General features: G+C 66.2%; 21 protein-coding genes and 1 other RNA gene. 10 read left to right on the top strand and 12 right to left on the bottom strand.

What is annotated here, in order from left to right; all coding sequences use genetic code 11:
* Positions 1-68: 68 nt before the first annotated feature.
* From LDJ84_RS01860 to LDJ84_RS01850, 3 genes are all read left to right on the top strand, one after another.
* Positions 69-386 (top strand): DUF2388 domain-containing protein, encoded by a 318-nt coding sequence (locus tag LDJ84_RS01860; protein WP_084358379.1) that lies wholly within the window; start codon positions 69-71, stop codon positions 384-386.
* 111 nt (positions 387-497) lie between these two features.
* On the top strand, positions 498-824 hold the full coding sequence (locus LDJ84_RS01855) for a DUF2388 domain-containing protein (protein ID WP_024765733.1): 327 nt from the start codon (positions 498-500) through the stop codon (positions 822-824).
* Between the two features lie 95 nt (positions 825-919).
* The gene (locus LDJ84_RS01850; protein ID WP_084358380.1) at positions 920-1,141 is read left to right on the top strand and encodes a hypothetical protein; all 222 of its coding nucleotides are present in this window, start codon (positions 920-922) and stop codon (positions 1,139-1,141) included.
* A gap of 98 nt (positions 1,142-1,239) precedes the next feature.
* Here the strand turns inward: LDJ84_RS01850 and gcvP are convergent, their stop codons facing one another.
* From gcvP to LDJ84_RS01830, 4 genes are all read right to left on the bottom strand, one after another.
* A complete protein-coding gene (gene gcvP, locus LDJ84_RS01845; protein ID WP_226045824.1) occupies positions 1,240-4,116 on the bottom strand; it encodes an aminomethyl-transferring glycine dehydrogenase in 2,877 nt (958 codons plus the stop codon).
* Between the two features lie 75 nt (positions 4,117-4,191).
* Positions 4,192-4,581 (bottom strand): glycine cleavage system protein GcvH, encoded by a 390-nt coding sequence (gene gcvH, locus LDJ84_RS01840; RefSeq protein ID WP_024765736.1) that lies wholly within the window; start codon positions 4,579-4,581, stop codon positions 4,192-4,194.
* 52 nt (positions 4,582-4,633) lie between these two features.
* Complete coding sequence (gcvT, locus tag LDJ84_RS01835; protein WP_024765737.1) at positions 4,634-5,716, bottom strand: glycine cleavage system aminomethyltransferase GcvT; 1,083 nt, start codon at positions 5,714-5,716, stop codon at positions 4,634-4,636.
* 112 nt (positions 5,717-5,828) lie between these two features.
* Positions 5,829-7,448 carry an ABC transporter permease gene (locus LDJ84_RS01830; protein ID WP_170858037.1) on the bottom strand — a complete coding sequence of 540 codons (1,620 nt, stop codon included), beginning with the start codon at positions 7,446-7,448 and terminating at the stop codon, positions 5,829-5,831.
* Positions 7,449-7,624: 176 nt separating this feature from the next.
* On the opposite strand from LDJ84_RS01830, the gene LDJ84_RS01825 reads away from it, so the two are divergent.
* A complete protein-coding gene (locus LDJ84_RS01825; protein ID WP_226045823.1) occupies positions 7,625-7,963 on the top strand; it encodes a hypothetical protein in 339 nt (112 codons plus the stop codon).
* A gap of 16 nt (positions 7,964-7,979) precedes the next feature.
* Here the strand turns inward: LDJ84_RS01825 and LDJ84_RS01820 are convergent, their stop codons facing one another.
* The 6 genes from LDJ84_RS01820 to LDJ84_RS01795 all read right to left on the bottom strand — a co-directional run bounded on the left by LDJ84_RS01820 (position 7,980) and on the right by LDJ84_RS01795 (position 14,113).
* Positions 7,980-8,981 carry an extracellular solute-binding protein gene (locus LDJ84_RS01820; RefSeq protein WP_024765739.1) on the bottom strand — a complete coding sequence of 334 codons (1,002 nt, stop codon included), beginning with the start codon at positions 8,979-8,981 and terminating at the stop codon, positions 7,980-7,982.
* 293 nt (positions 8,982-9,274) lie between these two features.
* Positions 9,275-10,492 carry a 2-octaprenyl-3-methyl-6-methoxy-1,4-benzoquinol hydroxylase gene (locus tag LDJ84_RS01815; RefSeq protein ID WP_226045822.1) on the bottom strand — a complete coding sequence of 406 codons (1,218 nt, stop codon included), beginning with the start codon at positions 10,490-10,492 and terminating at the stop codon, positions 9,275-9,277.
* A gap of 50 nt (positions 10,493-10,542) precedes the next feature.
* A complete protein-coding gene (locus tag LDJ84_RS01810; protein WP_024765741.1) occupies positions 10,543-11,025 on the bottom strand; it encodes a DUF4442 domain-containing protein in 483 nt (160 codons plus the stop codon).
* 4 nt (positions 11,026-11,029) lie between these two features.
* Positions 11,030-12,214 (bottom strand): 2-octaprenyl-6-methoxyphenyl hydroxylase, encoded by a 1,185-nt coding sequence (gene ubiH, locus LDJ84_RS01805; RefSeq protein ID WP_226045821.1) that lies wholly within the window; start codon positions 12,212-12,214, stop codon positions 11,030-11,032.
* A 1-nt stretch (position 12,215) separates the two neighbouring features.
* Positions 12,216-13,550, bottom strand: coding sequence for a Xaa-Pro aminopeptidase (gene pepP, locus LDJ84_RS01800; RefSeq protein WP_024765742.1), 1,335 nt, complete (start codon positions 13,548-13,550; stop codon positions 12,216-12,218).
* Positions 13,551-13,558: 8 nt separating this feature from the next.
* A complete protein-coding gene (locus LDJ84_RS01795) occupies positions 13,559-14,113 on the bottom strand; it encodes a UPF0149 family protein (protein ID WP_024765743.1) in 555 nt (184 codons plus the stop codon).
* A 182-nt stretch (positions 14,114-14,295) separates the two neighbouring features.
* On the opposite strand from LDJ84_RS01795, the gene LDJ84_RS01790 reads away from it, so the two are divergent.
* The 4 genes from LDJ84_RS01790 to LDJ84_RS01775 all read left to right on the top strand — a co-directional run bounded on the left by LDJ84_RS01790 (position 14,296) and on the right by LDJ84_RS01775 (position 15,681).
* Positions 14,296-14,505, top strand: a complete 210-nt coding sequence (locus LDJ84_RS01790) for a TIGR02449 family protein (RefSeq protein WP_017521390.1) — start codon at positions 14,296-14,298, stop codon at positions 14,503-14,505.
* The gene (locus LDJ84_RS01785) at positions 14,502-14,831 is read left to right on the top strand and encodes a cell division protein ZapA (protein WP_226045820.1); all 330 of its coding nucleotides are present in this window, start codon (positions 14,502-14,504) and stop codon (positions 14,829-14,831) included. The genes LDJ84_RS01790 and LDJ84_RS01785 overlap by 4 nt, the downstream gene beginning before the upstream one ends.
* A gap of 32 nt (positions 14,832-14,863) precedes the next feature.
* A non-coding RNA gene (ssrS, locus tag LDJ84_RS01780) (6S RNA) lies at positions 14,864-15,042 on the top strand.
* Positions 15,043-15,051: 9 nt separating this feature from the next.
* Positions 15,052-15,681: a 5-formyltetrahydrofolate cyclo-ligase gene (locus LDJ84_RS01775; protein ID WP_226045819.1), complete on the top strand. Its 630-nt coding sequence runs from the start codon at positions 15,052-15,054 to the stop codon at positions 15,679-15,681.
* Positions 15,682-15,705: 24 nt separating this feature from the next.
* Here the strand turns inward: LDJ84_RS01775 and LDJ84_RS30655 are convergent, their stop codons facing one another.
* Positions 15,706-15,840 carry a hypothetical protein gene (locus LDJ84_RS30655; RefSeq protein WP_128082560.1) on the bottom strand — a complete coding sequence of 45 codons (135 nt, stop codon included), beginning with the start codon at positions 15,838-15,840 and terminating at the stop codon, positions 15,706-15,708.
* 308 nt (positions 15,841-16,148) lie between these two features.
* On the opposite strand from LDJ84_RS30655, the gene LDJ84_RS01770 reads away from it, so the two are divergent.
* Together LDJ84_RS01770 and LDJ84_RS01765 are read left to right on the top strand one after the other, a co-directional pair.
* On the top strand, positions 16,149-16,610 hold the full coding sequence (locus tag LDJ84_RS01770) for an EVE domain-containing protein (RefSeq protein WP_037013444.1): 462 nt from the start codon (positions 16,149-16,151) through the stop codon (positions 16,608-16,610).
* A 44-nt stretch (positions 16,611-16,654) separates the two neighbouring features.
* The gene (locus tag LDJ84_RS01765; protein WP_024765747.1) at positions 16,655-18,547 is read left to right on the top strand and encodes a diguanylate cyclase; all 1,893 of its coding nucleotides are present in this window, start codon (positions 16,655-16,657) and stop codon (positions 18,545-18,547) included.
* An 83-nt stretch (positions 18,548-18,630) separates the two neighbouring features.
* Here the strand turns inward: LDJ84_RS01765 and LDJ84_RS01760 are convergent, their stop codons facing one another.
* A complete protein-coding gene (locus LDJ84_RS01760; RefSeq protein WP_024765748.1) occupies positions 18,631-19,755 on the bottom strand; it encodes an ABC transporter permease in 1,125 nt (374 codons plus the stop codon).
* Positions 19,756-19,758: the final 3 nt, after the last annotated feature.

Below are 19,758 nucleotides of genomic sequence, written 5' to 3'. Positions count from 1 at the left end.
CGACGACAGGCCGGAACCGCTGAAACTTCCAAGGCTCTGATTGGCGCGCAATCATCCAAGGAGACACCATGCGTCGCCGTTTCGCCCCTGTCGTCGTAGCCCTTACCCTTCTCCCCCTCGCCTCGGCCATGGCCGAGGACCGCAGCTTCTGGCGCGGCGTCCTCACCTCCGGCGCCACCACCGCCTCGAGCTACCTGACCAGCCGTGACGATCACAAGCTGATCGGCCCGGCCCAGGACGACGCCGCCAGCTTCATCGCCACCGATGGCGCCATCCGCGGCCCCTACCTGGAGGCCACGCTGCAGCAGATGCGCAGTGCCGACCCGGCCCTGGCGCAAGCCAGCGACGCGGAGCTCGCCTCGGCAATCCTGGCCGTCCAGCGCTGACCCACGCGAGGCGCGCGGGCAACCGCTCGCGCACCTCGCGCGGATAATCTTGGAACTCCCACCAGCCGCTGCGCCTCTCACCTGTACACGGACCTTCCGGAGGTGGAACCGATGCGTACCGCGAAACTGGCCACTGCCTTTGCCCTGCTCGCCCTGCCCGTTGCCTCGGCCATGGCCGACGGCGACTTCTGGCGCGACGTCATCTCATCCGGCGCCACAACCGCGTCGACCTACCTGACCTTCAAGCACGACAAGCTGATCGTCGCCGCCCAGGACGATGCGAGCGCGTTCGTCGCCAGTGACGGTGCGATCCGCGGCCCGTACCTGGAGGCGGCCCTCACCCGCCTGCGCAGCGACGACGCCGCGCTGCAGGATCGCAGCGACATGGAACTGGCCAACGCCATCCTCGTCCGCCGAGATGACGCACCCGCCCAGTGATACCCACCGGCGCGGCCCGTGGCGCTCGCCGCGGGCCAAGCCGGCGGGGCGCGGCTGTGTTCTACTGACACTCCAATTCCGACACGGAGTGTCCCATGAACGATCCCATCCAGCCGCTGAAGATCACCCTGATCCTGCTGATCGTCAGTGAAGGCTTCTGGCTGCTCAGCCGCCTGCTCAGCGTGGTCGGCCTGGAGATCTATACGCTGCTGCCGTCCGCCGTCTACAACCTGATCGGCATGCTCAGCAATGTGCTGATGATCGTGCTGTTTGCGCTGCTGATCCGCCTGATCGGCCGGTTGCAGCTGAAGCCCTGAGGCCCTCCTGCCGGACCAGCTCGGTCCCACGCCCTAACGAACCCGTACGAAAAACAAAAAAGCCGCCCGAAGGCGGCTTTTTCAATTCAACGCACCGCTCATTCGCGGTAATCGTCCACCGGCACGCAGGCGCAGAACAGGTTGCGGTCGCCGTAGACGTTGTCCACGCGGTTCACTGCCGGCCAGTACTTGAAGGCACGGGTGTGCTCGGTGGGGGTCACCGCTTCGGCGATCTGATAGGGGCGATCCCACAGCCCGGTCACATCCGCCAGGGTGTGCGGCGCGCCCTTGAGCGGGTTGGCTTCGGCCGGCCATTCGCCGGTCTCGACCTTGGCGATCTCTGCGCGGATCGACAGCATTGCCTCGATGAAGCGGTCCAGCTCGTGCTTGGACTCGCTCTCGGTAGGCTCGATCATCAGCGTGCCCGGCACCGGGAAGGACATGGTCGGGGCGTGGAAGCCGTAGTCCATCAGGCGCTTGGCCACGTCCTCCTCGCTGATCCCGGTCTGCGCCTTGAGCGGACGCAGGTCGAGGATGCACTCGTGGGCAACGCGCTCGTTGCGGCCACGGTAGAGCACCGGGAAGGCGCCATCGAGCTGCTGGGCCAGGTAGTTGGCGTTGAGGATCGCCACCTCGGTGGCGTCGGCCAGTTGCGGGCCCATCATGGCGATGTACATCCAGCTGATCGGCAGGATGCTGGCGCTGCCCCAGGGCGCGGCGCTGACCGCGCCGTTGAGCGGGTTCGGGCCTTCGATGCGGATCACCGGGTGGTTGGCGACAAAGGGCGCGAGGTGCTTCTTCACGCCGATCGGGCCCATGCCCGGGCCGCCACCACCGTGGGGAATGCAGAAGGTCTTGTGCAGGTTCATGTGCGACACGTCGGCACCGATGTCCGCCGGACGCGCCAGGCCGACCTGGGCGTTGAGGTTGGCGCCGTCCATGTAGACCTGGCCGCCGTGGCCGTGGATGACCTCGCAGATTTCGCGGATGCCTTCCTCGTACACCCCGTGGGTGGACGGGTAGGTGATCATCAGGCAGGACAGCTGCTCGCCGGCTTCGGCCGCCTTGCGCTTGAGGTCCTCCATGTCGACGTTGCCGCCCTTGTCGCACTCGACGATAACCACGCGCATGCTCGCCATGATCGCCGAGGCCGGGTTGGTGCCGTGGGCCGAAGACGGGATCAAGCAGATATTGCGGTGCGCATCGCCACGGCTTTCGTGGTACTTGCGGATCGCCAGCAGGCCGGCGTACTCGCCCTGGGCGCCGGAGTTGGGCTGCATGCAGATGGCGTCGAAGCCGGTAATCGCGCAGAGCCAGCTTTCCAGCTCCTCGATCATCAGGCGGTAGCCCTCGGCTTGCTCGCGTGGCACGAAGGGGTGCAGCGTGGCGAATTCCGGCCAGGTGATCGGGATCATCTCGCTGGTGGCGTTGAGCTTCATGGTGCAGGAGCCCAGCGGGATCATCGCCTGGTTCAGCGCCAGGTCCTTGCCCTCGAGCTGGCGCAGGTAGCGCAGCATCTCGGTTTCGCTGTGGTGGCGGTTGAAGACGGGGTGGGTCAGGTAGTCGCTGCTGCGTTGCAGCGCGGCGGGAATGCCGTCAGCGACCTGGCCGGCGTCGAGCTGCGCCACATCCAGGCCATGGCCGGCGCCCAGGAAGATATCGAACAGGCTGGCGAGGGTCTCGGCGCTGGTGGTTTCGTCCAGGCTCACGCCCAGGCGGTCCTCGCCGACGATGCGCAGGTTCACGCGGGCGGCGCGGGCGCGCTCGACGATGGCCTGCTGCTGCGCGCCGACATCGAAGGTCAGGGTATCGAAGAAGTGCTGATTGACCGGCTTCAGGCCCTTGGCAGCGAGGCCGGCGGCCAGCACGGAAGTCAGGCGGTGCACGCGCTGGGCGATGCGCTTGAGGCCCTGCGGGCCGTGGTACACGGCGTAGAGGCTGGCGATGTTGGCCAACAGCACCTGCGAGGTGCAGACGTTGGAGTTGGCCTTCTCGCGGCGGATGTGCTGTTCGCGGGTCTGCAACGCCATGCGCAGCGCGGTGTTGCCACGGGCGTCCTTGGACACGCCGATGATCCGGCCCGGCATGGCGCGCTTGTACTCGTCGCGGCAGGCGAAGAAGGCTGCGTGCGGGCCGCCGTAGCCCATCGGCACGCCGAAGCGCTGGGCGCTGCCCAGGACCACGTCGGCACCCAGCTCGCCCGGCGGGGTGAGCAGCAGCAGCGCGAGCAGGTCGCTGGCGACGCAGGCGATCGCCTGCTGGGCGTGCAGCGCGTCGATCAGCGGGCGCAGGTCACGCACCTCGCCACGGGTATCCGGGTACTGCAGCAGCGCGCCGAACACCGGGTGCTGACCGAGGTTGTCCACCTCGTCGACCACCACGTCGAAGCCGAAGGCTTCGGCGCGGGTCTGCACCACGGAGATGGTCTGCGGGTGGCAGTGGCTGTCGACGAAGAACAGGTTGCTCTTCGCCTTGGCCACGCGCTTGGCCAGCGCCATGGCCTCGGCGGCGGCGGTGGCTTCGTCCAGCAGCGAGGCGCTGGCGAGATCGAGGCCGGTGAGGTCGATGGTCATCTGCTGGAAGTTCAGCAGGGATTCGAGACGGCCCTGGGCGATCTCCGGCTGGTATGGGGTGTAGGCGGTGTACCAGCCTGGGTTCTCCAGCACGTTGCGCAGGATCACGGTCGGCGTCAGGGTGCCGTAGTAGCCGGTGCCGATCAGGCTGGTCCACAGCTCGTTCTTCAGCGCGTAGCCCTTCAGCTTGGCCAGTGCACCCTGCTCGTCGAGGGCGGTCGGCAGGTCCAGCGGCCGGTTCAGGCGGATGGCCGGCGGGACCGTCTGCACGATCAGGTCGTCGCGACTTTTCAGTCCCAGGGTGTCGAGCATGGCTTGCTGCTCGGCGGCATCGGGGCCCAGGTGGCGGGCGAGGAAGGCATCAGGCTGGTGCAGCTGGGAAAGCGAAGGGGTGTTCGACATGGCCACGGTCTCGAAAGGGCGTTCCCTGAAAAGAACAGGCCCCGACGAATCGAGGCCTGTGTGTACAGCAGTGTCTTACGCGTCGGCGTCGCTGGCAGCGCGGTAGCCGGCGGCGTCGAGCAGCTTGTCCAGCTCGGCCGGGTTGCTCGGCTTGAGCTTGAAGAACCAGGAACCGTACGGATCGTTGTTCACTTCTTCGGGGGTGTCGGCCAGCACGTCGTTGACGGCGATGACTTCACCGCTTACCGGGGCGTAGATGTCCGAGGCGGCCTTCACCGACTCGACCACACCGGCTTCCTGGCCGGCGGCGAGGGTCTTGCCCACTTCCGGCAGTTCGACGAAGACCACGTCGCCCAGGGCTTCCTGGGCGTGGTCGGAGATGCCCACGGTGACGGTACCGTCGGCTTCCAGGCGCGCCCACTCGTGGCTGGCGGCGTAACGCAGGTCGGCGGGGATATTGCTCATCTTGTTGTTCCTCGAGGACTGGGCGACGGGCGGCAATGCCGCCCTATGCAATTTAGATCAGGGCTTTGCCATGACGCACGAAATTCGGCTGAACGACGCGAACCGGGTACCACTTACCACGGATCTCCACCTCGGCGCGATCGCCGGTGGCCGCCGGCACACGGGCCAGGGCGATGGATTTGCCGAGCGTCGGGGAGAAGCTGCCGCTGGTGATCTCGCCTTCGCCGACGCCGGCGACGCGGACCACCTGGTGGGCGCGCAGCACGCCGCGCTCTTCCAGCACCAGGCCAACCAGCTTGGGCGCATCGCCGGCGGCTTTCTGCGCTTCCAGGGCCTTGCGGCCGATGAAGTCGCGGCCTTCGGGTTCCCAGGCGATGGTCCAGCCCATGTTGGCGGCCAGAGGGGTGACGTCTTCGTCCATGTCCTGGCCGTAGAGGTTCATCCCGGCTTCCAGGCGCAAGGTATCGCGCGCGCCCAGGCCCGCCGGGGAAATACCGGCACCGACCAGGTCATTCAGGAAGCCCGGCGCTTCAAGGGCCGGCAGCATGATTTCCAGGCCGTCCTCGCCGGTGTAGCCGGTGCGGGCGATGAACCAGTCACCGTCGGCCTTGCCCTGGAAGGGCTTGAGCTCGCGGATCAGCGCGGCGCGGGCGGGAGTGACCAGCTCGGCAGTCTTCTCGCGGGCGTTGGGGCCCTGGACGGCCAGCATCGCGAGATCGGGACGTTCGGTCAGGGTGACGTCGAAGCCCTCGGTATGCGCCTGCATCCAGGCCATGTCCTTGTCGCGGGTCGAGGCGTTGACCACCACGCGGTAGCCGTACACGCCGAGGTAGACGATCAGGTCGTCGACCACGCCGCCACGCTCGTTGAGCATGCCGCTGTACAGCGCCTTGCCCGGAACCTGCAGTCGTTCGACATCGTTGGCCAGGAGTCGCTGCAGGTATTCCTTGGCCTGCGGACCGGTGACGTCGACCACGGTCATGTGGGAAACGTCGAACACGCCGCAATCGCGACGTACCTGGTGGTGCTCTTCGACTTGCGAACCGTAGTGCAACGGCATGTCCCAACCGCCGAAATCGACGATCTTGGCGCCGAGGGCGACGTGCAAATCATAGAGCGGCGTGCGCTGTCCCATGGGTGTTCTCCTTCCGGGCGAGGCGGGTGCGGAGCGCGAGTACGGCCCGCACGAAACGCGCGCATTGTAGTCGCATGACCGGACTCTGGACAGCTTGTCCGACGGCCGATTCTCAGGGCCGCACAGAACCGGTCGGTCGCGCCGAGCGACGGATCAGCCCGATCACCGGGAACAGTCCCACCAGCACCAGCGTCAGCGCCGGCAGCGCGGCGCGCGCCCACTCGCCTTCGCTGGTCATCTCGAAGACGCGCACGGCCAGGGTGTCCCAGCCGAACGGACGCATCAGCAGGGTCGCGGGCATTTCCTTGAGCACGTCGACGAACACCAGCAGCGCGGCGCTCAAGGCTCCCGGCACCAGTAGCGGCAGATAGACGCGGAAGAACAACCCCGTTCCGCCGACGCCCAGGCTGCGGGAGGCTTCCGGCAATGACGGTCGAATTCGCGCCAGCGCACCTTCCAGCGGGCTGTAGGCCACTGCCATGAAACGGATCAGGTAGGCCACCAGCAGCGCGCCGAGACTGCCCAGCAGCAAGGGCTTGCCGGCGCCGCCCAGGGCGCTGGACAGCGGAATTACCGCATGGTTATCCAGCCAGCTGAACGCCAGCATGATCGCCACCGCCAGCACCGAGCCGGGCAGCGCATAGCCCAGATTGGAGATGCCGATTGCCGAGCGCACCGCGGGCGTTGGCGACAGCCGCCGGGCGAAGGCCAGCAACAGCGCGACGGCCACCGTGATCAGTGCAGCGAAACCACCCAGGTACAGGCTGTGGAGGATCAACCCCCAGTAGCGCTCGTCGAGGTCGAAACGCCCTTTCTGCCAGACCCACACCACCAGTTGCAGCACCGGGATGACGAAGGCGCAGGCGAATACCAGCAGGCACCAGGCGCTGGCGGCGAGGGCCTTCCAGCCACGCAGCCGATACAGCGCCGCACCACGCGGTCGCTCGTTGGGCACACCGCTGCGGCCGCGGCTGTAGCGCTCGCCCAGCAGCACCAGCATGACGAACAGCAACAGCAGGCTGGCCAGCTGGGTGGCGCTGGAGAGGCTGTAGAAGCCGTACCAGGTCTTGTAGACGGCGGTGGTGAAGGTGTCGAAGTTGAACACCGACACGGTACCGAAATCCGCCAGGGTTTCCATGATCGCCAGCGCCAGCCCGGCGCCGATGGCCGGCCGCGCCATGGGCAGGGCGACGCGCCAGAAGGCGGCCAGGGGCGACAGGCCAAGCACCCGCGCCGCCTCCGTCAGGCCGCGCCCCTGGGCGAGGAAGGCGGTGCGCGCGAGCAGATAGACGTAGGGGTAGAAGACCAACACCAGCACGGTGATCACGCCGCCGGTGGAGCGCACGCGCGGCAGCCGCAGGCCGCTGCCGAACCACTCGCGCAGCAGCGTCTGCACGGGGCCGGAGAAATCCAGCAGGCCGACGAAGACGAACGCCAGCACATAGGCCGGCACCGCGAAGGGCAGCATCAGCGCCCAGTCCAGCCAGCGTCGGCCGGGGAATTCGCAGAGACTGGTGAGCCAGGCAAGGCTGACGCCGAGCACGGTCACGCCCACGCCTACGCCGGCCACCAGCACCAGGGTATTGCCCAGCAGGCGCGTCATCTGGGTTTCCCACAGGTGCGACCAGATTTCGCGGTCGATTTCCGCCCAGCTCAGCAGCAGGACGCTGATGGGCAGCAAAACCAGGGCGGCGACGACAAAGGTGATGGAGGTCCAGCGGTGGGTGCGCATGCGTTGCGTTATTCCAGGAGATCAGCCGGTGTTCGCAGGAAATGTCACCGAAGAACTGACGGAAACTTCCCTCATTGGTATCGAATTCGCCTGATCCTCATGCGACAGGGATAAAGCTCAAGCTAGTGCGGTCGAATCCGCCACTTTGCCATTCCAACCTGCCAAGGAAAAAGCCCATGTCCTCCCCTCGCTCTCTCTGCGGACTGCTGCTTCTGACACTGTGCGGCGCCGTTCAGGCCGACGAGCCCACTCCCATGGAGGCCTGCCTGCAAATGGCAATGACGCTCCTGGCCGAGAATCCGCAAGTACAGGAGCGCTGGCAGCAGACCTGGGTGGAGCCCTCGTCGATCCGCGAAGAGGCCTACGACGGCGAGGTGGACGGGCAGCACGCCAGAAAGCGCCTGACCGCCCAACTGCGCCGCGGCGACCAGTCGGACGGCCAGTTCATCTGCCTGCTGGCGGAGAACGGCAAGGCGCTTTCAGTGGATCACAAGGGCGACGCCGACAGCCAGTAAGGCGCCAGCGCTTCCATCAGTTCCAGCCGGCACGGTCCATCAGCTTGATCGCTTCGGCCTGGCGCTTGCCGGCGATCTCCACCGGAATGCTGTCGGCCTTGAACTCACCCCAGGCGGCCACTTCCTGCGACGGCGCGACCTTCGGGTTGGCCGGGAACTCCTGGTTGATGCCGGCGAACAGCGACTGGGCTTCCGCGCCGGTCATCCATTCCACCAGCTTCTTGGCTTCTTCCGGGTGCGGCGCGTACTTGGTCAGGCCGATGCCCGACAGGTTGACGTGCACGCCCCGGTCGCCCTGGTTCGGCCAGAACAGCTTCACCGGCAGCTGCGGGTTGTCCTTGTGCATGCGGCCGTAGTAGTAGGTGTTGACGATGCCGACGTCGCACTGGCCAGCGGCGATGGCCTGCAGCAGCGCGTTGTCATCGGAGAATACGTCGGTGGCCAGGTTGTTCACCCAGCCCTTGAGGATTTCCTCGGTCTTCTCGGCGCCATGGGTCTCGATCAAGGTCGCGGTCAGCGACTGGTTGTAGACCTTTTTCGCGGTGCGCAGGCACAGGCGGCCTTCCCACTTCGCATCGGCCAACTCCTCGTAGGTCGACAGTTCCTCGGGCTTCACCCGTTGGGTGGAATAGGCGATGGTCCGCGCGCGCAGCGACAGGCCGGTCCAGCTGTCGGTGCCGGAGCGGTACTGCGGCGGGATGTTCGCGTCCAGGGTCGGCGAATCGAAGGGCTGCAGGATGCCCATCTTCTCGGCCTGCCAGAGGTTGCCGGCATCCACGGTGAGCAGCAGGTCGGCCGGGGTGTTGGCGCCTTCGGCCTTGATCCGCGCCATCAGTGGCGCTTCCTTGTCGGTGATGAACTTGATCTTCACCCCGGTCTTTTCGGTATAGGCGTCGAACACCGGTTTGATCAGCTCGTCGATGCGCGAGGAATAGACCACCACTTCGTCGGCGGCCTGGGCGGTGCTACCGAGGGCAGCCAGCAGGAGGGTGGCGATAAGACCTTTGCGCGCGAGCATGAGCGTGTCCTTTGCGGAGAAGAAATCCCGCAAATGATAAGGAACCTCATTTGCTACTGAGGGGCGCGTTTGTGTCGGGGTGTTTCGGGAGGGTGTGGTTTGGGGTCGCGGGGCGATCGGGGCGCAAGGCAAGAGCCCCTCACCCCAGCCCTCTCCCAAAGGGAGAGGGAGCCGTTCGGCGTATCTGAATATCACGGAGTCAGCCGGCGATCTCTGAACGATCAGCGCACGCCGATCAGTCCCCTCTCCCTCCGGGAGAGGGTTAAGGTGAGGGGGACCGCAGGTCGCCGTGATTAAACCCGCGCCAAGCCCGGCAAATCCCCCGACAGCCCCAGCGCCCGCCGCACAAACACACCTTTCGCCTCATGGTGCTTGTCCACCAGCCGCAACCCGGCGTTGCGCAGCCAGCGTACCGCCAGCGGGTCGGCCTGGAACAGGCGCTGGAAGCCTTCCATCGCCGCCATCATGGCCAGGTTGTGCGGCATACGACGACGTTCGAAGCGGCTCAGCACGCGTTCCTCGGCGATGTTCTCGCCACGGGCGTGGGCATGCTCGATCACCTCGGCGAGCACCGCGGCATCCAGGAAGCCCAGGTTCACGCCCTGCCCGGCGAGCGGGTGGATGGTGTGCGCGGCATCGCCGATCAGCGCCAGCCCCGGCTCCACATAGCGTTTCGCGTGGCGCTGGCGCAGCGGGATGCACAGCCGGCGATCGGCGTGTTCGATGGCGCCCAGGCGGTGCTCGAAGGCGAGCCCGAGCGCCTTGCAGAAGCCTTCGTCATCCAGCGCCATGAGCTTCTCGGCCTGCTCGGGGGTCGTCGACCAGACAATCGAACACCAGTGCGCGTCGCCCTCCTTCGCCAGCGGCAGGAAGGCCAGCGGGCCGTCGTCGGTGAAGCGCTGCCAGGCGGTGGCCTCGTGCGGATTCTCGCAACGTACGCTGGTGACGATGGCGTGATGCAGGTAATCCCACTCGCGGGTGGCGCAGCCGGCCAGGCGGCGCACGGCGGAATTCGCGCCGTCGGCGGCGACCACCAGCGGCGTGCGGATCTCGCGGCCATCGGCGAGGGTCAGCAGCCAGTCGTCGCCGGAATGGCGCAGTTGCTCCAGGCGCGCGTTAGGCAGCAAGCCGAGTGCGGACTCGTGCAGGCGCTCCAGCAGGGCGTCCTGCACCACGCGGTTCTCGACGATATGGCCAAGCATCTCGGCATGCACGCTGGCGGCGCTGAAGTGGATCTGCCCGGTGCCGGAGCCGTCCCACACCTGCATCTCGCGGTAAGGTTCGGCGCGGCGCGCGGCGATGCCGTCCCAGGCGTGCAGGCGCTGGAGAATCCGCCGGCTGGCCTCGGACAGCGCACTGACGCGCGGCTCGAAGGGCGCTTCGCGGTCGAACGGTTTGACGCTCAGCGGCGAGCCGTCCAGCAGCAGGATATCCAGCCCGCTGCCTTCCAGGGCCAGGGCCAGCGCACTGCCGACCATTCCCGCCCCGACGATTACCAGATCCGCGTGCATGTGCGTTCCTTCTTCAGCGGCCCGCGCAGCAAGGGCACGGGCATCGAAATTCAAGCGGCCTGCCGCGCGCGCGGCTTGAGCCGGACGTAGAGGGTCTTCTGCACCCGCGCCACCAGGGTGCCTTCGCCGTCACGCACTTCAGCATGCAGGCGCGGCAGGTACTTCTCACCCCCAGCGGTCTGCGCGCGGATTTCGTCGAGCAGGTGCTGGTCGATGCGGAACTCGGCGTACACCGGCCCCTTACCGGGGCTGACGAATTCGATGTTGGCAGCCTTGTCCCAGACGATGTACTCGCGCCCCAGGTTCTCCATCAGCATCAGCATGAAGAAGGGGTCAGTCATGCTGTACAGGCTGCCGCCGAACTGGGTTCCAACGTAATTGCGGTTGAACAGGTTCAGGCCCATCTTCACCCGCACCTCGCGAAAGTCCGCGCTGATATGGCGCACGCGCACGCCAGCGCCGAGATAGGGCGGGTAGAGATTCAGGCCGAAACGCAGCAGACGGGCGCGGCGGGCGCTTTTGCGAGAATCCATCGAATCAGACCGGCCGGGCGCCCAGGCCCATGGCCTGGCGGGCGAACCAGCGTTTGGCCGGCGGCAGCAGGTCAAGGCCGAGCAGGCCGATGTTGCGGCCGGTGGCCAGCAACGGCTGGTCGTTGGAGAACAGGCGGGTGACGCGGTCGGAGAAGCCGACGGTCATCTGCTGGTCGAGACGCTGGCCGTCCAGGTAACGCTGCAGTACGGAGAAATCGCCCGGCGCAGCGTCTTCCTGCAGCAGGCGGTCGCCCAGTGCCTTGGCATCGCGCAGCGACAGGTTGAAACCCTGCCCGGCAATGGGATGCAGGCTGTGGGCAGCGTTGCCCAGCACCACGAGGTGCGGGCGAATCTGTTCGTCGGCCTCGGTCAGGCTCAGCGGGTAGCCATGGCGCACGCCAACCTGGCGCAGGGTGCCCAGGCGGTAGCCGAAGGCGTCCTGCAATTCGGCGAGAAAGGCCGCGTCGGGTAGCTCGCGCAGGCGCTCGGCGTCACGGCCATTGCGGGTCCAGACCAGCGCGCAGCGGTTTTCCGGCAGCGGCAGCAGGGCCAGCGGGCCGTTTTCGGTGAAGCGTTCGAAGGCTTGGCCGCGATGGGCCTCGGACGGGCTGACGTTGGCGATCAGCGCGGTCTGCCCATAGGACGAGGAACGCACGTTGATGCCCAGTTGCTCGCGCAGGCCGGAGCGGCCGCCATCGGCCAGCACGGCGAGGTCGCAATCCAGCTGCGAGTCGTCGTCCAGGGTCAGGCGGTAGCCATCGCCCAGGGCGTCCATCCGGCGTACTTCGGCCGGGCAGCGCCAGCTCACCACTTCCGGGTCCAGCGCATGCCACAGGCATTGGCCGAGCCAGGCGTTCTCGACCACGTAGCCCAGCGCCGGAACGCCCTCTTCCACCGCGGTCAGGCGCGCGGCGCCGAAGCGGCCGCGGTCGGACACATGGATCTGGGTGATGGGTTCGGCGCGCTGGGATATCTGCTGCCAGAGCCCCAGGCGCTCGTAGATCTGCCGGCTGCCGAAGGACAGCGCCGAGGAGCGCGCGTCATAGCTCGGCTGGTAGGCGTCGCCAGGGGCGAAGGGCTCGACCAGCACGATCTGCCAGCCGCGCGCGCGGGCGCCGGCCTGGAGAATCAGCGCAAGGCTCGCGCCGACGAGTCCGCCACCGATGATGGCCAGTTGCGTACGTTGCATGTCAGGCGGCCTGGGCCTTGGCTTCGGCCATCAGCGCTTCGATCTCGGCAACGGTTTTCGGCACGCCGTTGGTCAGCACTTCGCAGCCGGTCTTGGTCACCACCACGTCGTCCTCGATGCGCACGCCGATGCCGCGCCACTTCTTCGGCACGTCGGTGTTGTCCGGGGCGATGTAGATACCCGGTTCGACGGTCATCGCCATGCCCGGTTCGAGCACGCGCCATTCGCCGCCGACGCGGTATTCGCCGACGTCGTGCACGTCCATGCCCAGCCAGTGGCCGGCACGGTGCATGTAGAAGGCCTTGTAGGCTTCGCGCTCGATCAGCTCGTCGACGTCGCCCTTGAGCAGGCCCAGTTCCACCAGTCCGGCGGTGATGACCCGCACGGTGGCCTCGTGGGCTTCGTTCCAGTGGCGGCCGGGGGCGATGTAGTCGAACGCGGCCATGTTCGCGTCCAGCACCAGTTGGTAGATGGCCTTCTGCTCGGGACTGAACACGCCGCTGGCGGGGAAGGTGCGGGTGATGTCGCTGGCGTAGCAGTCGATCTCGCACCCGGCGTCGATCAGGATCAGGTCGCCATCCTTGATCTGTGCGTCGTTCTCCCGGTAATGCAGGATGCAGGCGTTGCGGCCGGCGGCGACGATGGAGCCGTAGGCCGGCATCTTCGCGCCGCCCAGGCGGAAGGCGTATTCCAGCTCGGCTTCCAGGTGGTACTCGTAAAGTCCCGGACGGCAGGCCTGCATGGCGCGGATATGGGCGCCGGCGGAGACTTCCGCGGCGTAGCGCATCACCTTCACCTCACCGGCGCTCTTGTACAGGCGCTGGTCGTGCAGCAGGTGGTCGAGGGCGACGAACTCGTTCGGCGGCTGCGCACCCTGGCGCGCCTTGGAGCGGATCACGTTGATCCAGTCCATCAGACGACGGTCGAACTCCTGGTTGGCGCCCAGCGCGTAATACACGCGGTCGCGGCCTTCGATCAGGCCCGGCAGGATGTCGTCGATATCGCCGATGGGGAAGGCATCGTCGGCGCCGAAGGTGCCGATGGCACCGTCCTGGCCGGCGCGCAGGCCATCCCAGAGTTCACGCTCCGGATCGCGCTCGCGGCAGAACAGCACGTACTCGCCGTGCTCGCGACCGGGAATCAGCGCCAGCACCGCTTCCGGCTCGGGGAAGCCGGTGAGGTACTGGAAGTCGCTGTCCTGGCGGTAGACGTGCTCGACGTCGCGGTTGCGGATGTACATCGGCGCCGCCGGGAGAATGGCGATGCTGTTGGGTTCCATCTGCGCCATCAGCGCCTTGCGACGACGGGCGTATTCCGACTTGGCGATACGGATCATGCGCGACCTCAATGCAGGGAGGGTTTCTCGGCCGGTGCCGGCACCTTGCCGAATTCGGAGAACAGCAGCAGCGGGGCCACGCGCAGGTATTCCTGCACTTCCATGTAGTCGGCCTCGCCATCTTCGGATTCTTCCAGCTGGCCGCCGACCTGGGCGATGGCGGCGATGTCCTGCAGCACTTCGTCGGCTTCGTCCGACAGGCTGGGGGCACGCAGCGCCAGGCCGAAGCCCGCGAGGAAGCCCTGGCACCACTGGCCCAGGGCCACGGCGCGCTCGGCCAGCGGCGCGTCGTCGTTGGGCAGCATCAGCACCACGGCCATCTCGCCCTGGCTGAAGTCCTGCTGGACCATGCCCAGCAGGCCGCCGAGGGCCGCGCTCAGGCGTTCGCCCGGCTCGCCGCCGAGCAGGTCGCTGGCGGCCTGCAGCCATTCTGCCTGGTCGAAGCCACTGCCGGCGCAGACGCGACCGAGCAGGTGGCCGTGCAGTTCGGCAGGGGAAATGGGCAGGGCAGCCTCGGCAAGCAGGGCGGCGAAAGCGGTGTAGGCGGAGCTGGAAGTGGACATGATCGAACCCGGGTGACGGCTAGGCGCCATCAGGCGCCGCGCATAGAATAGGGTCCGTTATCCTAGCACCGGCGCACACCGCAAGACCATGTGACGACTCGTCGGGCCGCCGTGCGTTGACCCACCCCCACGGCAGTCCTATATAGTTCTCGATTACTTAAGCAACTCCCAAGCGAGAGCCCATGGAAGACGCCGACCTGCACGCGCTGATCGCCAAGTTCGACCTGCTGCTCCAGCGCCTGGAACAGCTCAAGGCCGAGAACCGGCTGCTGCGGGCGAACGAGAAAAGCTGGCGGGAAGAACGCGCCCATCTGATCGAGAAGAACGATTTGGCTCGGCAGAAGGTCGAAGCGATGATTTTGCGTCTTAAAGCCCTGGAGCAGGACTCATGAGCCAGTCGAATACCCTGAACGTCCAAATCCTCGACAAGGAGTACTGCATCGCCTGCCCTCCGGACGAGCGCGTCAACCTGGAAAGCGCCGCGCGCTATCTGGACAGCAAGATGCGCGAGATCCGCTCCAGCGGCAAGGTGATCGGTGCCGACCGCGTCGCGGTGATGGCCGCCCTGAACATCACCCACGACCTGCTGCACAAGCAGGAGCGCGTCGAGCAGGACAGCGGTTCCACCCGCGAGCGCGTGCGTGAACTGCTCGAACGCGTGGACCGTGCACTGACGACCGACCCCCTTACCACCGATAAAGAGCAGGGTGAAGTCTGACCCCGGAAATTTCCTTGGGGTATAATCCGTCTCGCTCCCTGGTGTGTTGGCCAGTCGGTGATGTCCCTGAGCCGATAATTGCAACAACGGGGGTTGCCAGTTGGGCTGGTGTGCATGTCCGCACGACGGAAAGCCTTAAAGCCTACTGCAACCACCACCTTGAACTCTCGGGTTCAAGGGCTAACCCGACAGCGGCATGTCCGGGGAGCTTTACCCTTCCATGATCCCTTCTGATGGTCTTTCCCGCCCTGCCCTGCGCCGCCAGCTGCGCCAGGCCAGACGCGCACTCACGCCCCTTCAGCAACGCCTCGCCGCCCAGGCCCTGTACCGCCAGCTTGCGCAACATCCGCTGTTTCGCCGGGCCAAGCACATTGCGTTGTATCTGCCGGCTGACGGCGAGATCGACCCGCGTCCCCTGATGAAGGCTGCGCAGCAGCGTGGCAAGGCGACCTACCTGCCAGTGCTCTCGGACTGGCCACGCACGCACATGACCTTCCAGCAGGTCGGCATTGGTGAGCGCTGGGTACGCAATCGCTTCGACATCGCCGAACCGCAGGCCGACCGTCGGCGCCAACGCCCGGCCTGGGCGCTGGACCTGCTGTTGCTGCCACTGGTGGGCTTCGATCCCCAGGGCGGCCGGCTGGGCATGGGCAAGGGGTTCTACGACCGGACCCTGGCCTACCTGGGAATGCGCAAAAATTGGCAGAAACCGACGCTTTTGGGCCTGGCGCATGAATGCCAGAAGGTCGATAAGCTGGAGCTGGCGAGCTGGGATGTGCCGCTGATGGGCATTGTGACGGATGGCGGCTGGTATGGCCATCTCGCTACGGCATCGCGGTCCTTGCGATAGCCGTCTCGATAGCGCCCCGACAAATCAGGGCTGCTGGGTGACCTGCACCGGGGCGTTGCCCTGGCGTTGTTCCCACAGGCTCTGGGTGTAACCGGTCGTGACGACACCCAGACCGAAAAGTATTACCAACACCCACAAAAGATCAGGCTTGCGCTTCATCGATTGCCTCCCCCTTCCAGGCAATTGTTCATGACGGCCGGCGGTGGTTTTTGGTCCGTCCGGCAGGCCAAGCTAAAAACGGCGGCATTTTCCGACAATGCAGGGCGTCTCGCAATTCTGGCGCCAACCGGTCGTCGGAGGATCGGCCACCCCCGAAACTCCCGGCACTTTCAGGCAATGTTCATGCCGATATTCCTACATATTCTTCCTACATTTTGTTTCCGGCGAGCCGGCAGCTTGTCGCAGGGAAACACCTATCTTTAATAAAAAGCGATCACGACCCGCCACGCACAAGGAGACCCTCGCGGATGGCACGCGCTTACTGGCTGATGAAATCCGAGCCCGACGAACTTTCGATCCACGACCTCCAGCGCCTGAAGTCCGCGCGCTGGGACGGCGTGCGCAACTACCAGGCACGCAACTTCATGCGCAGCATGCAGCCGGGCGATCTGTTCTTCTTCTACCACTCCAGTTGCCCGGAGCCGGGCATTGCCGGCATTGCTGAGATTCAAGGCGAGGCCTACCCGGACCCGACCGCACTGGACCCGAAAAGCCACTACCACGACCCCAAGGCCAGCGAGCAGAAGAATCCGTGGACAGCTCGCGACGTAGGCTTTGTCGAGGCCTTCGCGTCGGTCTTGCCACTGGGCACCCTGAAAGCCCAGGCGGGACTGGAAGAAATGCCCCTGGTGCAGAAGGGCAGCCGCCTGTCGGTGATGCCGGTCACCGCCGAACAGTGGGCGATCGTCGTCGGCCTGGCGCGCAAGTAGAGGCATTGTGCTATTAGGTTACTGAAGCCCCCGGAATTCGCCGTATGCGCCGCCTTCAGTCCTCTCTCGCTACCTATCTCGGGCTTGGCGGTCTGCTCTGCGTGCTCCTGCTCGCCAGCGCCTGGCTGGGCAAGGAGTTGGCGAGCAGCGAACGCCAACGCGTGCAGGAGCGCCTGGTCTACCAGGGGCGCAGCCTGGCGCACCAGCTGGAAGCCAACCTTCACGAGCAGGTCCAAGGCCTGGACCTGCTTGCCCAACTGTGGACCCACCACGGCCGCATGCCCCGTGCCGAATGGGAGTTGGATGCACGCTTCTACGTGCGCAGCTTCCCGGGCTACCAGTCGATCCAGTGGTCAGGGCCGGACCTGCGCATCCGCTGGCTGGAACCCTTGCAAGGCAACGAGGCGGCGCTGGGCTTCCACCTCACCGACCGTCACCCCAACTACGACACCGCCATCGCTGCCCGCAACAGCGGCAAGCCGCGCCTGAGCGACAGCGTGGAGCTGCTCCAGGGCGGCCGCGGCTTCGTACTGTATACGCCGGTATTCATCCGTGGCGCGGACAATGAGCTGCAATTCGACGGGTTCATGCAGGGTGTATTTCGCGTCGGCAACCTCATGGACAACCTGCTGCAACAACTCGACAACCAGCTTTTTTCCGTCCGTCTGCTGGAGCATGGCCGCCCGCTCTACGTGCGCGAGCAGCCCGACAGCGATGCCGAGCAGACCCTGCGCGTACCGCTGCGCCTGCTCAACAACCGCAGCTTCGAACTGGAACTCAGCCCGACGGCGCAACTGGTCAGGTCACTGTCCTCGCCGTTGCCGCTGGTGGTTTTTGGCGGCGGCGTCGCGATCAGCCTCCTGCTGGTGGCAGCGCTGTTCCTCGCTCGAGAGAACGCCCGCCGCGCCACCGCCCTGAGCGCCAGCAACCAGCTGCTCAACCAGGAGGCGGAACAGCGCCAGTCCGTCGAGGCCACCCTGCACGAGAGCCGCGAACGCCTGCAGCTGGCGCTGGACCTCACCGACTCCAGTCGCGACGCGCTATTCATCTTCGATCTGCAGCACCGCGAGCTGCTGCACATGAACCGCGCTACCTACAATGCTCTGGGCTACAGCGCCGATGAGTTCCGCCACCTGCTGCGCGATGACCCCGAACGGCTGATCCCCGGTTTCCACGCCTGGATCCAGCTGGTACAGCAGGCACACCGACTGAATCTGTCGATGATCTTCCAGCGCGAGATGCAGCGCCGCGACGGCAGCCTGCAGCCGGCGGAGATCAATACCCAGCTGATCCACCAGGGCGACCGCGACTACCTGATCGCCGTGGCCCGCGATAACAGCGAGCGCCTGCAGCTCGAGGCACAGTTGCAGAAGCTGTCGCAGCAGGACGGGCTGACCGGGTTGTACAACCGCCGCTACTTCGACCGTCAGTTGCAGAGCGAATGGCGCCGCCTGCGCCGGGCCGATGCGCCGCTGGCGGTGCTGATGCTCGACGTTGACCACTTCAAGCGCTTCAACGACTGCCTCGGCCACCTGGCCGGCGACGACGCATTGCGGCGCCTCGCCAGTTGCCTGCAGGAATGTTTGCAGCGCGAGGGCGACGTGGCCTGCCGTTACGGCGGCGAGGAGTTCGTCATCATTCTTACCGACACCGGCCTGGAAGGCGCCAGCCACGTCGCTGCGCGCATTCATCGGCGGGTCGCCGAGATGGGCATCGCACACCCCGCCGCAGAGCTGGGGCGACTGACGATGAGTATCGGCCTGGCCATCGCCACGCCGGGGCAGGACACCGAGCCGGACCAGTTGATCGCGCAGGCCGACCAGGCGTTGTATGCGGCCAAGCACAAGGGGCGGAATCAGACGTGCGTTTGGCCGCTGGAAGAGCCCCTCGCCCTGCCCCTCTCGCTCAGGGAGAGGGGACCGTTCGGCGCAGGATGACCCCTTTGCATCAGCCGTAGCGTACGGCTGCCTCTCCCTGAGGGAGACCAGCCGCTACAGAGAAAGCCGGCTCTGTGACTCCGTCAGGCCATCTGCCCGATGGTCCGGCGGAAGCGCCACAAGGCGCCCGCGAAGAACGCCGCGCCGATACCGACGATGGCCAGCAGCTGTGGCCAGACGATGGACAGGTCGGCCCCACGATAAAGAATCGCCTGGGCCAGACTGACGAAGTGCGTGGTCGGCGCCGCCAGCATGATGGTCTGCACCAGCTCCGGCATGCTCTCGCGTGGCGTGGTGCCGCCGGAGAGGATCTGCAACGGCATCAAGGTGAGGATCACCAGCAGCCCCAGCTGCGGCATCGAGCGAGCCACGGTGCCGAGGAAGATGCCCATGGACGTGGTGGCGAACAGGTGCAACGCCGCGCCCAGCAGGAACAGTCCCACCGAACCGCTGATCGGCACGTCCAGCCAGCCGCGCACCACCAGTTGCAGCGAAATGGCCGCCGCCACCAGCACCACGGTACCCATGGACCAGACCTTGGCCATCATGATCTCGAAGGCGGTCAGCGGCATCACCAGCAGGTGCTCGACGGTGCCGTGCTCGCGCTCGCGGATCAGCGCGGCGCCGGTGAGGATGATCGACAGCATGGTGATCTGGTTGATCACCTCCATCACCGCGCCAAACCAGGCCTGGGTCAGGTTCGGGTTGAACTCCATGCGCACCGCCAGCTCCGCCGGCATCGCCGCCTCGGCGCGGTAGCGGCTGACGAATTCGCGCACCTCGGTACCGACGATGTTCTGGATGTAGCCGGCGCCGGAGAAGGCCTGGCCGGTCTGCGTCGCATCGACGTTGACCTGGATCGCCGGCTGCCGCCCGGCCAGCACGTCGCGCTGGAAGTCCGGCGGGATGTCCAGGGTGAAGGTGTACAGGCCGACGTCCATGCCCCGGTCCATCTCCGCGTGGCCGATCATCTCCGGCGTGCGGAAATACGGCGGCTGGAAGGCGTTGACGATGCGCGAGGAGAGCTGCGACTGGTCCTCGTCGACGATGGCGATGGGCGCATGGTGCAAGGTTTCCGGTACGCCGGTCGCGGAGCTGTAGACGCCCAGGGTGAAGGCCCAGGCGATCAGGATCAGCATCGCGTAGTCGCGGCCCAGGCTGCGGAATTCCTTGATACCGAGATTGAAGATGTTCGACAGCTTCTTCATGGC

This window comes from Pseudomonas sp. HS-18, from assembly GCF_020401845.1.
GTDB classification, from domain to species: Bacteria; Pseudomonadota; Gammaproteobacteria; order Pseudomonadales; family Pseudomonadaceae; genus Pseudomonas; species Pseudomonas nitroreducens.
Note: the sequence above shows the minus strand (reverse complement) of the source record. Positions and strands in the feature narration are given on the sequence as shown.